The following is a 15,369-nucleotide window of genomic DNA, read 5'->3' as shown; positions in this document are numbered from 1 at the left end:
GCCAACTTCAAATGGGGTGAAGGTGGACTTCCATGGACTTTGAATTAATTTTTAACGTGATGATCGAAAAGCCTTGGGTTGCCTATACTTTGCTCGTAATTGGCTTGCTGTTTGCAGGTATTCTTTTATGGCGGGCCAAAAATGGGGATGAAGTCTCTTTTATGGGTCTTAATCTGCAATCCAACACTCGCGTAAAAGAACTAGAGCAAGAGATCTACCAGTTAGAAGAAGAAGGCAAACAGAAAAACTATGTGATCACATCCTTAAATCGGTTAGCCTCTGAAATCTCCCGCTCGCTAGTGCTACAGGAACCGGAGTTTGAAGACCAGCGTCGCCGTATCTACAACTATCTGCTTTCTTGCGTGGTTGCCGTGTTTGCAGGCAATAAAGGAAACAATCCCAAGGTGTGTATTTTCATTGATACCGGTGATGGCCATCTAAAAGTACATGAAGCGGCTGCCCACACCCCTAACGGTATGCGAAAGCTAAGGCTGTCCATCGCTGATTCGGCCGCGGGTTATACCTTCCAAACCGGGGAGACCTTTTTTTCCGGCGAAATCCATACCCCTGGCAGTCGCTTCAAAGCGCATCCCAAAGCCCAATCCACCTATCATTCACTTATTTGTGCGCCGATTAAATCCGGTGATGAGGTTTTAGGGGTGCTCAGTGTGACCGGCGATGAAGAACGCTCTTACACCGACGATGAAAAAATGTACCTAGCTGCGTTTGCTAATGTGCTGGCCCCACTGCTGCAGCTGGAATTGAAACAGAATTAACGCGTACGATTTAAACTCCCACAAGGGGAGTTTTTTTGTATTTCATTTACTTAGACATAGATTTGCAAAGTGCTGGAAAGATTAAGCATGTGGTGATAAGGGATGCGAAAACGACGAGAACGAAAGAAACGAGAAGTATTGGAAAAACGGTCGCAGGAACAGGTTGAAAAAAAGGTGGACAATACCCCTGTTTTTGCAGAGGTGGAGAAAAACGCAAAATGGCTTGCCAAAACATTGGGCGACAGCTCCGATGTGGTTACACGCCGTTTCACGATCCAATACACCCCTGATCGGGAAGCGATTATTCTCTATCTAGATGGAATGTGTAATACAGAAAACATCGACGAATATATCCTGAGTCCCCTGATGCTCCAAGGGGAGCGGGTTCGTACCAAGTCCAATCTGTGGAAGATGGTGGAGGAGAGTTTAGTCCATATCGGCGAGATCTCCAAAGAGTCCGATCTAAAAAAGATGCTTGTCGGCCTCCTCAACGGCGATGCGATCTTGTTTGTGGATGGTTATACGGATGGATTGATCATCAACGCCAAAGGGTGGCCACAGCGGGGAGTAGGAGAGCCACGAGCGGAATCGGTGGTTCGCGGTTCCCGTGAGGCGTTTACTGAGACGCTGCGGGTGAACACCGCTATGATTCGCCGGCGCTTAAAAGATCCCAGTCTTCGTCTGACCGATATGAAAGCGGGAGATCGGACCAACACCAGTATCACTATTCTTCATCTGGATGGAGTGGCGGACCCAGACATTGTGAACCAGGTAAAGCAACGGATTGACGAGATTAATTTGGATGGGATCTTAGAGAGCGGATATATCGAGGAGATGATCCAAGATGTCGTCTGGTCTCCGTTTCCGACGATCCAAAATACAGAACGTCCGGATGCAGTCGTCTCTCATCTGTTGGAGGGTAAGGTTGCGATCATTGTGGATGGCACACCGCAGGTATTAATCGCACCTGCTATCTTTTCACAGTTTTATTACAGTCCCGAGGATTACTACAGCGGGTATCTTATTGGCACCTTTTTGCGTCTGTTGCGTTTATTAAGCTTTGTGATCGCTTTGATGCTGCCTGCTCTGTACATCGCTTTTATCGCTTTCCATCCGGAGATGATTCCCACACAACTGGCGATTGCGATGGCCGCAGGCAGAGCTACAGTGCCTTTTCCCTCGATTGTGGAAGCATTGGTGATGGAGACATCAGTGGAGATTTTACGCGAAGCCAGCATCCGACTGCCGGGACCGATCGGTCCTACCATCGGGATTGTCGGTGCCTTGGTGATTGGAGATGCGGCAGTGACGGCGGGTTTAGTTTCACCGTTGATGGTGATTGTCGTTGGTTTAACTACGATTAGTTCTTATGCCAACCCCAGTTATAACGCTGCTATCTCCGTCCGTCTGCTCCGTTTTCCACTTATGATCGCCGCTTCTATATTGGGGCTGTATGGGATTGTGGCTTCGCTGATGGTCCTCTTGCTTCATCTGTTAAAAATCCGCTCCTTCGGTATTCCGTATCTGGTACCGTTTTCACCCTTGCGTCTGTCCGATCTGAAGGATACATTGATCCGGATTCCATGGCCGTGGATGAAAAGCAGGCCAACAATGTTTAAACCGGAGGACAACCAACGCACACAAGGAGGGAAGCCTGTTGAGCATGAGAGCAAAAAGTGACCAGAGTGCGAATGAAAAAGTGATCACTCCCTATCAAAGCTTCTGTTTGTTGGTAAATACATTGATCGGTGTGGGAATTTTGTCATTCCAACGTTCCATCATTCAGGAGGTAGGTCCGGATGCGATCTGGATCCTGCTGATTGGCGGGTTGGTCACCTTGGCGGAGGTGGTTATTCTCACCAAGGTGATGCAACGTTTTTCTGGGAACCATATCGTAGGAGCGGTTGCTCAGCTCGGTGGCAAGAAAAAAAGCCAGCGCTCGAAAACGATAATGGCGATTCCCTTCGTTCTTATATTGGCGGTAATCTGGTTTTCCGCTCTCTCTTTTGTTAGTCGCATGTTTGGAGAGGTGTTGATTACCGTTGTTTTGCCGCGAACACCGCTAGTCGTTTTAATGGTGGTTTTATTGGGGGTAGCGGCTGCCGTCGCTTCCAATCGGTTGAACGTATTGGTTCGTTTTAGCGAATTTTTAATGCCATTTCTATTTCTCCCCCTGCCATGGTTGTTTGCGGTTTGGGTACAAGAAGGGGATTGGAACCATTTTTTGCCTTTGTTTCAAGTGGATTGGGCCCATGTTTTTAAAGGAGTAGCCGGTTCATTCTTAACTTTTTCCGGAGCAAGTGTATTGTTTATGTTCATGGGATACTACCAACAACCACAGAAGGCGATGCAATCCCATACGATTGGGGTAGGGTTTGTCACCCTTATCTATTGGGTGACATTGTTATCAACATTAGCCGTATTCGGAGCTTACGAGATGAATAATTTGGTGTGGCCATCCTTGGATTTGATCACGGTGTTGACGGTTCCGGGTTTAATCTTGGAACGGCTGGAGTCTGCCTTTCTCTCCATTTGGATGGTGACGGTTTTTACTACCCTACTCAATTTATACGGGGCATTGGTGGATGGCTTAATGAACGGTTTCCAGATAAAGGAGCGCTACCGGCCTTATGTATCTTGGGGATTGTTGCCGTTGCTTTTGCTTACCGCCCATGCGCCGACAAACGTGTTCCAGGTGTTTCGCTGGGGGGAGTGGTCGGGGTGGCTTGAACCGATCACGATTGTGATTGTACTCCTTTGCCTGTTCCTCCTATCGCTGTTACGGGGAAGACAGAATCAGGGGAGGCAGGCCGATGCATCTACATAAATGGGTGGTGCTCGTGGTGATACTCTCTTTGCTTCCTGGATGCTGGGACGCACGGGAGATCGAAAACCGTTCCTCTGTGGTGGCAACAGCGATAGATACCCATCCGCAAGGCTACGAAGTGACGGTTCAGATCCCGGTTCCGATGAAGATTGCGGGATCAGGGGGGCAAGGAGGCAGTGACGGTGGTCAGGGAGCGGTCGATATTTTATCCGCCCACGGTAGCACCTTATCCGATGCCTTCGATAAGATCCGATATCAGAGTAACCAGGACATTTTTTTTGGAAATAATCGTTTGGTCCTGATCGGAGAAAAACTGGCCAAAAGAGGGATTGATCCGATGCTGGACTTTATCCGCCGCAGCCCTGAGGTGCGGCGGCGCCAATGGACGGTAGTGGTAAAAGGAAAAGCAAAGGATTCGCTCCGTGTTAACACCAAATTGGAACAGATTCCGATGGAGTATATTCTCAGTATGCTGGAAGAGGGCATTAAGGATGGCATTTTTCTACGGGAAGGGTTAAACGATTTTCTGGAGGATCTCACCAATCCAGCCAAAGATCCGGCGCTTAATTATCTCGCTATCACGAATGGCCAAATCAAGTGGTTAGGTCTGGCGTTATTTCATGGAGAGAAGATGAAGGGGTTATTTGATCGTAAAGTGACCCGGGCTGTGATCCAAGTCAAATACGGTGACTTGGGTGAATCCACCGATGCCAGCTGTGTGAAGGTGCCGGGGGAAATTGTATTTGATCCGAAAAAATTAAAACGGAACATTACCACCCATGAGGTTGATGGAAAGCCCAAGATTCGGGTGGAGGTGGAGGTGGAGGGAAAGGTAGTAGAACGTGATTGTAATATGAGATTGGATGAGCCAAAAAACCTGGCGATATTGGAGAAATCGATAAAACGGGAATATGAAGTGCGAACCCGACATGCCATTAAACGGGCACAAAAGCTGGGGACGGATGTGTTTAATTTTGGTGATATTATCCGAACACACCACCCCCGGCTATGGAAGAAGATCGATTGGAACAAAGAGTTCCCCCGCGTGGATGTGGATGTGGTTTATCATGTAGTCATCCGCCGGATAGGCATGCAAGCCCGTTGACCGCCAGTCGCTTCACAGCCTGAGTTGTAACGAGACTCAGGCTGTTTTATTGCGATTATGTTTCCATTTCAAATATTGAAAGCGGATAAAACAACCTACACAAAACCCCAAGAGGGCGATCAAGGCTGCCATTGCCACCATTCCGGCGAAGATGGTTCCCACCACCGGCCAGCCCAATCCAAAGCCCAATAAGCTCAACGCGAGGCAGCCGACGGCAATGCTCTGGTTAAACCGCTGTTGTGCCGGGTCTTCCAGCGGATAGTCGGTGCTGGGTTTCATTAATAAGGGGCGCAGCAGCAGAAACAACGGATTTTTCCCTGTCACCAAACTCCAAATTCCTACGGTCAATGGAATAGCCAAAATCCAAACCTGATTCAGTACCAGTGCGAGTAGGACGGAGAGGATCTGAAAGCATTGGTTGCTACGGACTAAAGGAAGGGGGATTCCGGTTTGCATAGGTAAAAAACCTCCTTTTCCCCAATATTATCATAGGTTTACGGTGCAGTTGACTGTTGGATTGAAGCGATAAAGTCCTAACCTGTTCATAAAAAAGTGTTTTCACCAACCCCGGTTCTCGATAAAATAAATACGGATCCACAAAAGGCGAGAACACGTGTCCTTTATTTTGTACCTTTTTCCCCTTATGGGATCTTTTCATTGATTCTCGGGACTGATATAATAAGGAAAGTTTTGAGGAATGATTTGCACTTATTATCTGGGAGTTCTTTCAATGATGAAACCAAATGTGTATGATCAACCCTATACTGAATGGAAAAAGTGGATGAAGGAACAGGGGGAACCTGCTTTTCGGGCTGACCAGTTGATGGATTGGCTTTATTGTAAGCGGGTGACCGCCTTTGAGCAAATGTCCAATCTTTCCCGCGATTTGCGTGAACAGTTGGCGGATTCCTTCACCCTGGACGCACTGGAGACGATTACCGCGCAACAGTCCGTGGACGGAACAGTTAAGTTTTTGTTTCAACTCCATGATGGGCATGCGATTGAGACGGTAGTGATGCGTCACCAATACGGAAATAGCGTCTGTGTTACCACCCAGGTCGGTTGTCGGATCGGTTGTACCTTTTGCGCTTCCACCTTGGGTGGCTTAAAACGAAATCTGACGGCGGGAGAAGTGGTTGCCCAAGTGGTAGCGGCGCAACGATACTTGGATGAGGCAGGAGAGCGGATTAGCTCTGTCGTCGTCATGGGGATCGGAGAGCCCTTTGAAAACTATGAGGCGACAATCGGCTTTATCCGTATTATCAACGATTCTCGTGGGTTAGGGATCGGACAGCGTCATATTACGGTTTCCACCAGCGGGATCGTCCCTTCAATCTACCGGTTCGCTGATGAGGGATTACAAGTAGTCTTAGCGATCTCCCTGCACGCCCCCAACCAGGAATTGCGCAAAAAACTGATGCCGGTTAGTCGGCGCTACCCTTTGGAGAAACTGTTGGAAGCGTGTGCGGTTTATGAAGAAAAAACAGGGCGACGCCTTACGTATGAGTACGCTCTGATCGGAGGGAAGAACGACCAATCGGAACATGCCCATGAATTGGGTCAGCTGTTGGCCGACAGCGGCTCCCTTGTCAATCTGATTCCGGTCAATTATGTACCCGAACGAAACTACACCCGAACCCCCCGCAACCAAATTTTTCGCTTTCAGCGTATTTTGGAGTCGTACCGGGTGAAGGTGACGATCCGCCGGGAGCATGGCAGCGATATCGATGCAGCTTGTGGCCAACTTCGGGCCAAACATTTGCAGATAGAACAACGATCATCGTAATCAACCGACTGAATGGATCGGGGGAGTTGCTTCCGCCGAAGGTGAATAGGGAAAGGGGACACCGGAATGGAAAAGGCATGGATTACCCACAAAGGACGTGTAAGAAAGGATAACGAAGACAGCGTCTGCCTTTTTCAATCGGCTAAAGGAGTCGACGTAGCTGTATTGGCGGATGGGATGGGCGGTCACCAAGCCGGGGATGTGGCCAGTCAAGCGGCTGTGCGCATCATTCAGGAAAAGCTTTCTTCACTTTCCTCCGCCATGGATACAAAAGAGCTTCGGCGAAGAGCATCCGACGCCGCCATCGCAGCCAATGAGGAAGTATTTCGATTGGCTACTCAGAATAAGAAGTACCAGGGGATGGGTACGACTCTGATTACCGCCGTTTTGGGGCGGGAAGAGATTATCCTTGCCCATATCGGGGACAGCCGAGCATACCTGTTGCACAATAATGGGTTGTATCAGGTGACGGAGGATCATTCCCTGGTCAACGTGTTGCGCCAGCATGGTGAAATCACTGAAGATGAAGCCCGTATGCATCCACAGCGCAATGTGATTGTCCGCTCCGTCGGCACCAATGAAACGGTGGAACCGGATATGATCGTTACTCCATGGTATCGGGGAGATATTCTCTTACTCTGTTCCGATGGATTATCCGATATGGTGGAGGTGGAGGAGATCGGTTCCATCCTAACTTCACCGCTTTCTCTGCAAAAACAAGCGGAACAATTGCTACAGCGGGCTTTGGATGCAGGAGGGACGGATAATATTTCGATTGTACTAGTCAAGCAAAATAACCATAAATAGAATAGGAGAGAGAGGTGAGATGTCGATGGAAGGAAGGAAGTTGGGCGGCCGCTATGAAGTGATTAGCCGGGTCGGCGGCGGAGGTATGGCGGTTGTCTATAAAGCGCGAGATGTGCTGTTAAATCGCCATGTGGCCATAAAAGTATTAAATGAGTCGCTTTCCAACGATTCCGAATTTGTTCGCCGCTTTAGTCGGGAAGCGCAAGCGGCCGCCAGCCTGTCTCACCCCAACGTGGTCAGTGTATACGATGTGGGTCAGGAGGGTCATACCCACTATATCGTGATGGAATATATCGAGGGGCCAACCCTGAAGGAATATATTGAGCAATACAGCCCCCTTACCGCCGAAGAGATTGTCTCCATTGCGTCTCAAATCTGCGATGCTTTGTCTCATGCCCATGACAACCAAATTGTCCACCGGGATATTAAGCCTCACAACATTTTGTTGGGATACAACGGTCGGGCCAAGGTGACCGACTTTGGCATTGCTCGGGCAAGCTCCTCCTCTACCATCACCCAGGCAGGGTCGGTGATGGGATCGGTTCATTATTTTTCACCGGAGCAAGCCCGGGGCGGTGTGATTGGAGCCAAATCCGACCTCTACTCCCTCGGTGTGGTCATGTATGAAATGGTCACCGGAGAGCTCCCTTATGACGGGGACTCCGCCATTAGCATTGCGATGAAACACTTACAAGACCCGGTACCGGATCCAACAGTGTTAAACAGCGAAGTGCCACAATCGATTCGGGACATCATCATGCGGGCCTTGGAGAAAGATCCTGATCAGCGTTTTGCCTCGGCTCGAGAAATGAAACAGACAGTCGATTCCATTTTCCACTATAACCATTTAAACGAGCCACAGTGGCGCAACGACCGCGAGTCAGAGGATGAGTCCACCAAAACGGTACCTGCTGTGGAGAGTGCCAATGCGCAAGCCTCTTCCCACGACAGCCGCCCAGACAACGGGCGCCACAAAGTGGGCGATCAGACGATGGCCAACCTGGAGCGGCTGCGAGGAGTACCGGCGGATAAAAATAAGACGATGCTGGAACGAACGGTTGTCTGGCTTGAAAATGTACAGTCCAACATGCCTTGGTGGCAAAAGATACTCTTCGGTCTATTTACGATCGTCGTCATCATCACTCTGGCCATCTTCACCTTCGACCAAGTGATGGGGCTTTTCTCCGGTGGTGGGGACGCCATGCCGAACCTTACGGGGCAAACGGTAGAAGCGGCGGAGGCGGAATTGGGTAAGACAGGGTTGGACTTGGAGATCGCTAAACAGCTCATTCCTGACAGTCAAAATAAAGACACCGTTGTCAAAACGAATCCAAAAGCAGATGCACCACTGGAAAAAGGGTCAAAGGTGACCCTTTTTGTCAGTACCGGATCGGATTCGGTTAAGATCGACGACTTTGCAGGAAAGGATCCCGATGAAGTAAAAGCGTTGCTGGAAGATTTGGGGATGAAGGTGGAAATGTCTAATGAGGACTATGACCCCAACTATGACGATGGGCAAGTATTTAAAACAGAGCCGGCCACAGGAGAAGAAGTAAAAGCTGGGGATACGGTAACGGTGTTTGTCAATTCCCAGGAAGGTAAAGTGCAAGTGCCGGATTTTAATGGGCAATGGCAAACGGCGATAAGAGATAAACTGGCACCGGAAGCGGGAATCGATGTGGAATTTACTTTTTATGATTATGGCGGTGGTCGTGAGAGAGGTAAGGCTTATGGCGATTCCGATCCCGCTCCCGGATCGTATGTAGAACGGGGATCAACCGTCAAAGTTTGGATTCACACTCCAGGTGCAAGTTCTACACCTCCCAGCAACTGATGCTAAACATTTATCAACCATTTGATCTTACCCCTATATTTAGACCATAATGAGAACGAGGCGGATTGCCTCGTTTCCTTTTACATGGAGAGACTTTAAAGGAGGGACGCTATGCCTCAGGGGCAGATTGTTCGAGCAGTAAGCGGTTTCTACTATGTGCGGACGGCAGAGGGAGAATGGCAGTGTCGTGCTCGCGGTGTGTTTAAAAAACGGAAACAGTCCCCGTTGGTGGGGGATGTGGTGACAGTAGAACCAACGGAACCGGGGCAAGGGGTGGTAACGGCTATCGCATCCCGGTCGTCGGAGTTGGTGCGACCGCCGATCGCCAATGTGGAGCAGGCGGTAGTGGTGGCCTCCATGCGGGAGCCAGGGGTGCAGCTGGAGTTGCTGGACCGCTTTTTGGTGCATGCGGAGCGGGAGCACTTACGCGTCATCATCTGCCTCACCAAAGGGGACTTGGTAGAAGAAGCAACAGAAGTGGACAAAATCGCCGCTGTCTACGATCCCGCAGGATACCCGGTGCTGGTTACCAGTGTTCACACCGGTCAAGGGATTACGGAACTGGCGTCGCAGTTAGCCGAGCGGCTGTCGGTCTTCGCCGGTCAATCCGGTGTCGGCAAATCGTCGCTGTTGAATGCGATTTTGCCTGAGGCGGAACTGGCCACCGGTGAAGTGAGTCGTAAACTGGGCCGCGGTCGTCACACCACCCGCCAGGTGGAGATTTTAGCGCTGCCGGAAGGTGGCCAGGTGGCGGATACACCCGGCTTTAGCCAGCTCTCGTTTCAACAGATGGAGGAAACCGCCCTGGGTGAATGTTTTCCGGAAATGAGCGTACGTGCATCCCATTGTAAATTTCGCGGCTGTCTCCACCACAATGAACCCCAATGTGCCGTACAGGAGGCGGTGGAGCGCGGGGAGATCGATGCAGGACGTTATCGCCATTATCTACAATTTTTGGATGAAATCCGGCAACAGCGGAGGTATTGATCATGATAACATTGGCACCGTCTATCCTGGCAGCGGACTTTGCCTGTCTGGGAGAGGAGATCAGCGAGGTGGAACAAGCCGGAGCCGACTGGATTCATGTGGATGTGATGGATGGCCGCTTTGTTCCCAATCTGACCATGGGCCCCTTGGTGGTGGAGGCGATTCGCCCGCATACGAAGTTGCCTTTGGATGTCCATTTGATGATTGAACAGCCGGATCAAATGATTCCCACCTTTGCTCGAGCCGGGGCAGATTGGATTACGGTTCACCAGGAGGTGTGTCCTCACTTACACCGAACCCTCGCTTTTATCCGGGAGCAGGGAGCCAAGGCGGGGGTAGCCTTGAATCCAGCTACACCAGTGGCGACGATTGAGCCGGTATTGGATGAGGTGGACATGATTCTGCTGATGACGGTTAATCCCGGCTTTGGCGGACAAGCGTTTATCCCGGCGGTTACGCGTAAGATTGCGCAAACGGCCCGCTTATTGCAGGAGAGGGGTTTGACTGATGTTAAAATCGAAGTGGACGGTGGCATCAATCACGACACCGCCCGCACCACCGCTGCTGCCGGAGCGACCGTATTGGTTGCCGGTTCCGCCGTCTTTGCCCAACCGGATCGCCGTCAAGCGCTTACAGCGATCCGTACTGCAGCTGAGGCGGGAGTTGGGCGGGAATGAATGCGGTTGTTATATAAATGAAATCCCCTTCGCTACTCCTCTCAGCGGAACTACTGAAGGGGAGAAAAAGCGGGCAAGCCATACGAAGGGCACACTACCCGTATGAAACTAGAAGCTGACCTTCGGTATGAGTCTTACTTTACGATCGATTGAGTGAGACGGATAAGGTAGACTGCTACAGTGAAGAAGGCAGGGTCAGAGTTTTTAATAGATCAAACGATCAACGGTTAAGGAGGGTTTCTCGTGTCGCAGCGTCCATTGGTTGTCTTGTTGGAAATCGCGATGATCGCCGGGATTGCCGTTATTTTAAATAATACAATTGCGCTTAAACTGTGGCCGCAGGGTGGCTCCATTAGCCTGGTGATGGTGCCGATCGTCGTCCTGGCGTTTCGGCGCGGTTGGGGGGCGGGGGTGACTGCCGGTCTGATCGTGGGGATGTTGGATTTGATGATCGCCCCCTTTATCGTCCATCCGGTTCAAGTGGTGCTGGATTATCCCGTCGCTTTTGCCGCGTTGGGCTTGGCTGGATTAGTAAAATTGCGAGAGGCACCGCTGGGAGAGCAGCTGGGCAAGGTAGCACTGGCGGTCAGTATTGCCGGTTTGATGCGGTTGGCGGCCCACTTCACTGCCGGTGTCATCTGGTTTGGCGAATTTGCTCCGGAAGGTTTCTCCCCTGTCTTGTACTCCTTCCTTTACAATGTCTCCTATATCGTTCCGGATATGATCATCTCCATCATGGTGATGGTGACGCTGCTCGCCAAAGCGCCGCAACTGGTGACCCGACCGCAATGAGCCAACGTATCGTTATCGTCGCCGGTGGGTGTTGGTCAGAGGAAGAGGCGGCCCTGCTTCGCTCCGATGATATGCTGGTCGGTGTGGATGCCGGTGCAGTTCATCTGTTGGAGGCAGGACGGGTTCCCGACTTGGTTGTCGGCGATTTTGACACTGTTTCAGTGGAGACATATCGACAACTGCAAGCAAAAGGGGTTCCCATACACTCCTTACCCACAGCCAAAGACGTGACGGACACCCACCATGCCGTTGATTGGGCACTAGCGCGGCGTCCGCAACAAATTTTATTGTTAGGGGCGCTGGGGGGCTCTCGCTTTGATCATGCCTTGGCCAATCTGTTTCTGTTGGAGCGAATGGCGGATGCAGGTATTTCCGGTTTGATCCAGGATGCCCATAACCGCATCCAGCTTCACCCCGGTAACAACACCGTGATCACCGTGGAAGCCTCTCCTTTCCGCTATCTCTCCCTGTTGGCGTTGACGACCCGTGTAGAGGGAGTTACCCTGCGTGGATTCCGCTATCCGTTGCAGGAGGCAGTACTTATCCGCGATTTCCCGCTGGGGATTAGCAATGAGCTGGAGGTGGAAAAAGGGCATATCCAAGTCCGTACCGGGAAGCTGTTGCTGATCGAAAGCCGAGATCATCCCTGATTCTCCCTGGAGTTCGGTTCTAGGCACGATTTCACTACTATAGAATATATATAAGTGACCGGATGAAGCGTGCTTCATACCGACCGGGAGAAGGAGGGATCGGGGTGAAATTCTACACCATCAAGCTCCCAAAGTTCCTTGGAGGGATGGTCAGAGCCCTGCTGGGTGTTTTTAACAAAAAATGATGGCTGCGGGGGCCGATGGAAAAGGAGTGGGGGCGGAACACCGAACTGATCCATCATTCCAATAACGATCGCCTGGGAAACCGGGCGGTTGCGGCTTTTGCATGCAAAAAAAGCGCCCGCATCGCGGGTGCTTTTTGTGTTGGATCCGCATTAGACGCGGGTCACTTTGCCTGATTTTAGGGCTTTAGTGCTGACATAGACGCGCTTCGGTTTGCCGTCCACCAGGATGCGCACCTTTTGCACGTTTGCGCCCCATTTGCGGCGGTTTTTCCGGTTGGAGTGGCTCACCTTGTTGCCGGCGTGCCCCTCTTTGCCGGTGACGTAGCAACGACGTGCCATGTTCCCCACCTCCTCCACTCTATTTGGGAGAACAAAAGTGAAACCCGGCTTCCCTATTAGAGGAGGGTCCGGGTCTTTTCCCCGTAATCCCGGATGAACCGGGATCCTGGCAACAAAATACTAATCCATTTTAGCATACCTCTCTTTTCCTTGCAAGAAGACAGCCCCTTCGGTATGATGATTGTGTCACCGTGCGACTGGGGAAGATAGAGGCAAAAGGACGGCTCGCTGTCGGTCTGGGAATAGACTTTCTCATATTTCAAGGGCGTGGAAGCCTTCGACCATGCGGGTTCAGAGATCTCTGTCGACCGAGCCCTTGTCGTATGATCGGACCAACCCTATACTAGGTATGAGAGCGGAACCAATGCTGAATTGAGGAGCGCTTTTTATCATCGAAACCGGGCGTTGCTACATAGGAGGAACCCTCTCTTACCGAGGAGGAATAATGATGACTTTGGATGTATCGACACAATACGGTGAAGTCGAAGTATCCGACGAAGTGATTGCCACCGTCGCTGGCGTGGCCGCTTTGGACTGTTATGGTCTGGTTGGGATGGCGTCCCGCAGCCAGTTGAAGGACGGAATCGCCGAACTGCTGGGTCGGGAAAACTGGAGCAGAGGGATTGAAGTCCGTACTGCGGACGATGAAACGGAGATCGATATGCACATTATCGTCAGTTATGGAACGAAGATTTCCGAAGTGGCCCATAATGTGCAGTCCAAGGTGAAGTATACCTTGAACCAGATGGTCGGGCTGCAAGTGACCCGGGTTAATATTTTTGTTCAAGGGGTTCGGCTGGTGAACGAAGACTAAGGGGGACCACTGTTGGTACAGCAGATTGACGCTACGTTATTTACACAAATGATCCGCGCAGGTGCCAAGAGACTCAATGAAAATGTGGACATGGTCAATGCGCTCAATGTCTTTCCGGTTCCGGACGGTGACACGGGGACCAATATGAATCTCACCTTAACTTCCGGTGTTAAAGAGCTGGAAAAAAAGGCGGCGGCTGGTTCCACTCATGTCGGACAGTTGGCGGAGGCCTTGTCCAAAGGTTTACTGATGGGGGCCCGGGGAAACTCAGGTGTCATTTTGTCACAGCTGTTTCGCGGTTTTAGCAAAGGGGTAGCGGATCAGGAGAGCCTGTCCCCGCGCCAATTTGCCGATGGATTGAAGCACGGGGTTGACACCGCTTACAAAGCGGTGATCAAACCGGTGGAAGGAACAGTTTTAACAGTGGCCCGGGAAGCGGCTGAAAAAGGGATTAGCCGTGGGCGCCAGACGGATGATATCATTCCCTTGATGGAGACGGTGCTGGAAGAGGCGCGTGCCTCGCTAAACAGAACGCCAAAACTGTTACCGGTATTGGCACAAGCCAATGTGGTGGATGCCGGGGGAAAAGGGCTGCTGTTGGTTTATGAAGGGTTTTTAGCGGCATTGACAGGGGATAAAACCTCCTACCATGTCGAGGAACCTGCCTACACATCGGATTTGGAATCATTGGGGGCGATCGCCCATGAGCGAAGTGCCCAGTCCCACTTTGATACAGCGGAGATTGAACACGGCTATTGCACAGAGTTTATCGTGAAACTGAACGGAGAGAAAGTACGCCAATACTCTTTTGATGAGGAACAATTCCGTACGGATTTAGGCGAGTTTGGCGATTCGTTGCTGGTGGTGGCAGACGATGATCTGGTCAAGGTACACATCCACGCGGAACAGCCGGGTGAAACGCTTACCTTTGCCCAACGCTTCGGCGAATTGACCCGGATTAAAATTGAAAATATGCGGGAACAACACTCCACTCTCCTGGAGTATGAAGGAGAATCTCCCCATACGGCTCCCGTTGTAGCGCCAAAAGTGACCGCGAAGAAAAAACCGCACGGAATTGTAGCCGTTGCCGTCGGTGATGGGATTGCCGATATCTTTTCCAGCTTACATGTCGATGAAGTGATCCAAGGCGGACAGACGATGAACCCGAGCACGGAGGAATTGGTGCAAGCGGTAGAGCGGGTTTATGCCGAACATGTCTTCATCCTGCCCAATAATAAAAACATCATCCTGACCGCTGAACAAGTGGTGGATCTGGTTGAGGTACCGGTGACGGTCCTGCCTACCCGTACCATTCCCCAAGGGTTGGCGGCGTTAATGGCTTTTCAGGTGGAGAACGATGTGGAGTTAAACCGCCGGCGGATGATGGAGAGCGTGGATGCGGTTCGGTCGGGAGAAGTGACTTTCGCGGTACGGGATTCCCAGTACGACGGCGGCTCCATCAAAGAAGGCGATTTCCTCGGGATTCAGGAAGGAAAAATCAAAACGGTAAGCAACAATTTAATGGCGACCTCCCAACAACTTTTGACCGAGATGTTGACCGACGGAGCGGATGTGGTCACCATTCTTTACGGACAAGATGCAACCGCTGATCAAGTGAAGGAATTGACTAATTTTATGGAAGAAAGCTATCCCGAAGTGGAATGCGAAGTATACAATGGGGGCCAACCACTCTACTTTTTCCTGTTTTCGGTGGAATAAATCGTATATTTAAACTCGTAAAAGCAGCATCCCAGCCGGATTACAGACGGCGCAACAATCAGGTCTGTTGA

16 protein-coding genes are annotated in these 15,369 nt (G+C 50.9%); 14 read left to right on the top strand and 2 right to left on the bottom strand.

The window, feature by feature from the left end; genetic code table 11:
- Window positions 1-32 precede the first annotated feature (32 nt).
- From C8J48_RS08445 to C8J48_RS08430, 4 genes are all read left to right on the top strand, one after another.
- Window positions 33-776 carry a GAF domain-containing protein gene (locus C8J48_RS08445; RefSeq protein WP_107725863.1) on the top strand — a complete coding sequence of 248 codons (744 nt, stop codon included), beginning with the start codon at window positions 33-35 and terminating at the stop codon, window positions 774-776.
- A gap of 102 nt (window positions 777-878) precedes the next feature.
- Window positions 879-2,456 carry a spore germination protein gene (locus C8J48_RS08440; RefSeq protein WP_107725861.1) on the top strand — a complete coding sequence of 526 codons (1,578 nt, stop codon included), beginning with the start codon at window positions 879-881 and terminating at the stop codon, window positions 2,454-2,456.
- Window positions 2,440-3,603: a GerAB/ArcD/ProY family transporter gene (locus C8J48_RS08435; protein ID WP_245891196.1), complete on the top strand. Its 1,164-nt coding sequence runs from the start codon at window positions 2,440-2,442 to the stop codon at window positions 3,601-3,603. The genes C8J48_RS08440 and C8J48_RS08435 overlap by 17 nt, the downstream gene beginning before the upstream one ends.
- Window positions 3,590-4,708 carry a Ger(x)C family spore germination protein gene (locus C8J48_RS08430; RefSeq protein ID WP_107725857.1) on the top strand — a complete coding sequence of 373 codons (1,119 nt, stop codon included), beginning with the start codon at window positions 3,590-3,592 and terminating at the stop codon, window positions 4,706-4,708. The genes C8J48_RS08435 and C8J48_RS08430 overlap by 14 nt, the downstream gene beginning before the upstream one ends.
- A gap of 36 nt (window positions 4,709-4,744) precedes the next feature.
- Here the strand turns inward: C8J48_RS08430 and C8J48_RS08425 are convergent, their stop codons facing one another.
- Window positions 4,745-5,164: a DUF4395 domain-containing protein gene (locus C8J48_RS08425; RefSeq protein ID WP_107725855.1), complete on the bottom strand. Its 420-nt coding sequence runs from the start codon at window positions 5,162-5,164 to the stop codon at window positions 4,745-4,747.
- Between the two features lie 277 nt (window positions 5,165-5,441).
- On the opposite strand from C8J48_RS08425, the gene rlmN reads away from it, so the two are divergent.
- The 8 genes from rlmN to spoVM all read left to right on the top strand — a co-directional run bounded on the left by rlmN (window position 5,442) and on the right by spoVM (window position 12,426).
- Window positions 5,442-6,494, top strand: coding sequence for a dual-specificity RNA methyltransferase RlmN (gene rlmN / locus C8J48_RS08420; protein ID WP_107727656.1), 1,053 nt, complete (start codon window positions 5,442-5,444; stop codon window positions 6,492-6,494).
- A gap of 66 nt (window positions 6,495-6,560) precedes the next feature.
- A complete protein-coding gene (locus C8J48_RS08415; protein ID WP_107725853.1) occupies window positions 6,561-7,301 on the top strand; it encodes a Stp1/IreP family PP2C-type Ser/Thr phosphatase in 741 nt (246 codons plus the stop codon).
- 25 nt (window positions 7,302-7,326) lie between these two features.
- Window positions 7,327-9,135 carry a Stk1 family PASTA domain-containing Ser/Thr kinase gene (gene pknB / locus C8J48_RS08410; RefSeq protein WP_170105297.1) on the top strand — a complete coding sequence of 603 codons (1,809 nt, stop codon included), beginning with the start codon at window positions 7,327-7,329 and terminating at the stop codon, window positions 9,133-9,135.
- Between the two features lie 111 nt (window positions 9,136-9,246).
- A complete protein-coding gene (gene rsgA / locus C8J48_RS08405) occupies window positions 9,247-10,122 on the top strand; it encodes a ribosome small subunit-dependent GTPase A (RefSeq protein WP_107725849.1) in 876 nt (291 codons plus the stop codon).
- Between the two features lie 2 nt (window positions 10,123-10,124).
- Window positions 10,125-10,799 (top strand): ribulose-phosphate 3-epimerase, encoded by a 675-nt coding sequence (gene rpe / locus C8J48_RS08400; RefSeq protein WP_107725847.1) that lies wholly within the window; start codon window positions 10,125-10,127, stop codon window positions 10,797-10,799.
- A gap of 243 nt (window positions 10,800-11,042) precedes the next feature.
- The gene (gene thiT / locus C8J48_RS08395) at window positions 11,043-11,591 is read left to right on the top strand and encodes an energy-coupled thiamine transporter ThiT (RefSeq protein WP_245891099.1); all 549 of its coding nucleotides are present in this window, start codon (window positions 11,043-11,045) and stop codon (window positions 11,589-11,591) included.
- Window positions 11,588-12,241: a thiamine diphosphokinase gene (locus C8J48_RS08390; RefSeq protein WP_107725846.1), complete on the top strand. Its 654-nt coding sequence runs from the start codon at window positions 11,588-11,590 to the stop codon at window positions 12,239-12,241. Before thiT ends, C8J48_RS08390 begins: the two co-directional genes overlap by 4 nt.
- Window positions 12,242-12,345: 104 nt before the next feature.
- Window positions 12,346-12,426, top strand: a complete 81-nt coding sequence (spoVM, locus tag C8J48_RS08385) for a stage V sporulation protein SpoVM (protein WP_107725845.1) — start codon at window positions 12,346-12,348, stop codon at window positions 12,424-12,426.
- A 150-nt stretch (window positions 12,427-12,576) separates the two neighbouring features.
- On the opposite strand, the gene rpmB is transcribed toward spoVM, so the two are convergent.
- A complete protein-coding gene (rpmB, locus tag C8J48_RS08380; RefSeq protein WP_107725844.1) occupies window positions 12,577-12,765 on the bottom strand; it encodes a 50S ribosomal protein L28 in 189 nt (62 codons plus the stop codon).
- A gap of 448 nt (window positions 12,766-13,213) precedes the next feature.
- On the opposite strand from rpmB, the gene C8J48_RS08375 reads away from it, so the two are divergent.
- A complete protein-coding gene (locus tag C8J48_RS08375) occupies window positions 13,214-13,579 on the top strand; it encodes an Asp23/Gls24 family envelope stress response protein (protein WP_107725843.1) in 366 nt (121 codons plus the stop codon).
- Between the two features lie 9 nt (window positions 13,580-13,588).
- Window positions 13,589-15,298, top strand: a complete 1,710-nt coding sequence (locus C8J48_RS08370; protein WP_425430476.1) for a DAK2 domain-containing protein — start codon at window positions 13,589-13,591, stop codon at window positions 15,296-15,298.
- The last annotated feature ends 71 nt before the right edge of the window (window positions 15,299-15,369 follow it).

Source organism: Desmospora activa DSM 45169, from assembly GCF_003046315.1.
In the GTDB taxonomy this organism is placed as follows: domain Bacteria; phylum Bacillota; class Bacilli; order Thermoactinomycetales; family DSM-45169; genus Desmospora; species Desmospora activa.
Note: the sequence above shows the minus strand (reverse complement) of the source record. Positions and strands in the feature narration are given on the sequence as shown.

Bases quoted from the DNA above. Each gene is read 5' to 3' on its own strand.
- C8J48_RS08445 (WP_107725863.1), top strand. From the start codon at position 33: ATGGACTTTGAATTAATTTTTAACGTGATGATCGAAAAGCCTTGGGTT.
- C8J48_RS08440 (WP_107725861.1), top strand. From the start codon at position 879: ATGCGAAAACGACGAGAACGAAAGAAACGAGAAGTATTGGAAAAACGG.
- C8J48_RS08435 (WP_245891196.1), top strand. From the start codon at position 2,440: ATGAGAGCAAAAAGTGACCAGAGTGCGAATGAAAAAGTGATCACTCCC.
- C8J48_RS08430 (WP_107725857.1), top strand. From the start codon at position 3,590: ATGCATCTACATAAATGGGTGGTGCTCGTGGTGATACTCTCTTTGCTT.
- C8J48_RS08425 (WP_107725855.1), bottom strand. From the start codon at position 5,164: ATGCAAACCGGAATCCCCCTTCCTTTAGTCCGTAGCAACCAATGCTTT.
- rlmN (WP_107727656.1), top strand. From the start codon at position 5,442: ATGAAACCAAATGTGTATGATCAACCCTATACTGAATGGAAAAAGTGG.
- C8J48_RS08415 (WP_107725853.1), top strand. From the start codon at position 6,561: ATGGAAAAGGCATGGATTACCCACAAAGGACGTGTAAGAAAGGATAAC.
- pknB (WP_170105297.1), top strand. From the start codon at position 7,327: ATGGAAGGAAGGAAGTTGGGCGGCCGCTATGAAGTGATTAGCCGGGTC.
- rsgA (WP_107725849.1), top strand. From the start codon at position 9,247: ATGCCTCAGGGGCAGATTGTTCGAGCAGTAAGCGGTTTCTACTATGTG.
- rpe (WP_107725847.1), top strand. From the start codon at position 10,125: ATGATAACATTGGCACCGTCTATCCTGGCAGCGGACTTTGCCTGTCTG.
- C8J48_RS08390 (WP_107725846.1), top strand. From the start codon at position 11,588: ATGAGCCAACGTATCGTTATCGTCGCCGGTGGGTGTTGGTCAGAGGAA.
- rpmB (WP_107725844.1), bottom strand. From the start codon at position 12,765: ATGGCACGTCGTTGCTACGTCACCGGCAAAGAGGGGCACGCCGGCAAC.
- C8J48_RS08375 (WP_107725843.1), top strand. From the start codon at position 13,214: ATGACTTTGGATGTATCGACACAATACGGTGAAGTCGAAGTATCCGAC.